Origin of the sequence: Bullifex sp. (assembly GCF_034103065.1) — a bacterium.
GTDB lineage: Bacteria > Spirochaetota > Spirochaetia > Sphaerochaetales > Sphaerochaetaceae > Bullifex.
Window position 1 is genome coordinate 1 of record NZ_JAXEGN010000223.1, and the last position, 2,335, is coordinate 2,335.

Consider the following 2,335-nt stretch of genomic DNA (forward strand, 5'->3'; position numbering starts at 1 on the left):
ACTCATAGAGGCAGCCTTTGGAATTCTATTACGCTTTAGTACTGGATTTTCCTTTTTCTTTGCCTTTAATCTTGCAGATACTTGCTGACTTATATATTCACCAATAGCTGGTGCAGAGGTGAGTCCTGGAGAATCAATTGCTGCAGCATTATAAAAACCATCAAGAGGCTCATTTAGAATAAAGTCCCCACTATCAGTACTAGCTCTTAAACCAGCAAAGGAAGTAATAATGCTTCTATAATTAATATTTGGAACACTTTTCTTTGCACTCTCCATTACCTTTTTTAAGCCATCAGAATATGTTGCAACATCCTCTCTATTATCAGTACTTATACTGTCAGGACCAACTAAAATATTTTGATGACAGGTAGGAGTAACAAGAACTCCCTTACCTTCCTTTGTTGGAAGCTGGAATATTGTTGATTTAACGAGTTTACTCTCACTTCTATCAAGAAGGACATACTCACCTCGCTTTGGTGTAATTGTGAATGTATGAGGGGCTACCATGTCATTAACCTTATCAGCATATACACCAGATGCATTAATTACACATTTAGAATGGAAAGTTTCTTTATCTGTATTTACAACGTAAAAGTCATCTCTTTTCTCAATACTTTTTACTTCTTGATTAGTAAAAATCTTTGCTCCATTACTTACTGCATTTTCAGCCATCGCATAAGTTAACGAAAAAGGACATACAATACAGCTTGTTGTAAGAAGTAAAGCTCCCTTTACATTTGGATTGATATTGGGTTCAAGCTCTATTATTTCCTTCCCAGACAAGATTTTCATGCCTTGAACATGATTCTTAACACCTCTTTCATATAGCTCTTTTAAAGGTTTATCATCATCTTCAAATGAGATAACCATTGCCATATTGTTTTCTAAATCTATGTCTAATAGTGGTGCTAATTGCCTTAAAAGTTCATTTCCTCTTACATTCATCTTGGCTTTAAGAGAACCTGGAAGAGGATCATAGCCCGCATGAGCTATACCGCTATTTGCTTTACTTGTTCCTGTACATAGTTCACTATTTTTCTCAAGTAAGGCAACATTTATTTCATACAAAGAAAGATATCTAGCTATAGAGGTGCCTATAGCACCTCCACCTATTACTAGAGCATCATATAACATTTTCATACCTCGAAATTATTTTATCATAGGCTAATTTGATATGTTAGCTAATTCTTATAATTCTAGCATCACACATAGTGGGTAGTGGTCAGAAAGAGTACTACCAGGAATATAGAAAAGAGGAGATGAAGCCATTAATGGTTTGAAGTCTATTACCATCATTTTATCAATACCTTCTACCAAATACTCCCCATCTGTTAGGCCAAGACACGGGAAGGTCATTGGATGAGGTTCATGCAAGAGAGTAAAAACATCCTTAAACCCAGCTTCCTGCAACATTCTTCCTGGATGTAAAGGATCATTGAAATCACCAGCTATAAAAACTGGTAAAGAACCATAGATTTTTGGAAACTTCTTTACTATATCATGTGCTTCCCTATGTCTCTGACTGCTCCCACGGGCAAGCCCGAGGGGTTCTGATTACCAAGTGTAGCTTGTAATCGTACATCATTTTCAGACTTTGGAGTTACAATTATAAGTCTATTTGAATCAGGACTTTCATTACCAAGCAGTCCTACGACCACATTAGCAGTAAATTTCTGCTTTCCAGCAAGGAAGTACAGTCAAGCTCCCTGTTATTAATCTTCTAAACTATTTTAATTCCACTGTTTAATACTTTAATCTTATTAACCTTAATCCTTTCTATCAGTTTTTTCTCCTTATCGTAAAATTTATCAAATTCCACTATGCATTTATCTCTGTCTATGTTCTGTGTCCCAAAATCGTAGCAATAGAGCAAGTATGATGAATACAAATCTCTCTGCACCTCAGTACCATCTCGAAGTTTGTACAATCTATCAGATAGCTTCTTCTTGATATATTCATCTGCAGTATGGTCATATTGCGATGCTCTGTAATTATTCTGAACTTCTATATATGTACCACCTGTCACTTTGAATTTATTCTGCACAGTGGTCTGAAATTTAGAAGGACATCTATTCTTTATTGATTTGCCAAACCTCTTTTTCCTGATGAACCTGCCTTTATCATTTTTTGCAGTCTCTTTGGCTCGCTTCATGAGCCTGCCCGCATTTTTCACTTCAGTTACAAATGTATCTCCAAGACTTCGCAAATGATTTGCATCCTCGTTTATTGCAAGCTGTCTATTTACTGCATTGATTCGACATAATTCATAATATTTGGCTTTCAGCTTTTTATAATGATTTGAATATTTCCAATCCTTACGACCTTTTTTAACACT

General features: G+C 35.6%; 4 protein-coding genes. All 4 read right to left on the reverse strand.

What is annotated here, in order from left to right:
- A partial coding sequence (locus tag SOY52_RS08685) for an NAD(P)/FAD-dependent oxidoreductase (protein WP_320848562.1) occupies positions 1-1,140 on the reverse strand: 1,140 nt, incomplete at its 3' end.
- Between the two features lie 48 nt (positions 1,141-1,188).
- Positions 1,189-1,413 (reverse strand): hypothetical protein, encoded by a 225-nt coding sequence (locus tag SOY52_RS08690; RefSeq protein ID WP_320848563.1) that lies wholly within the window; start codon positions 1,411-1,413, stop codon positions 1,189-1,191.
- A gap of 80 nt (positions 1,414-1,493) precedes the next feature.
- Positions 1,494-1,658, reverse strand: a complete 165-nt coding sequence (locus SOY52_RS08695; RefSeq protein ID WP_320848564.1) for a hypothetical protein — start codon at positions 1,656-1,658, stop codon at positions 1,494-1,496.
- A 62-nt stretch (positions 1,659-1,720) separates the two neighbouring features.
- The coding region (locus SOY52_RS08700) for a hypothetical protein (RefSeq protein ID WP_320848565.1) at positions 1,721-2,335 on the reverse strand (615 nt) is incomplete at its 5' end.

What these genes read in the sequence shown, in the direction of transcription:
- SOY52_RS08690 (WP_320848563.1), bottom strand. Translation starts at nt 1,413, where the DNA reads ATGTTGCAGGAAGCTGGGTTTAAGGATGTTTTTACTCTCTTGCATGAA.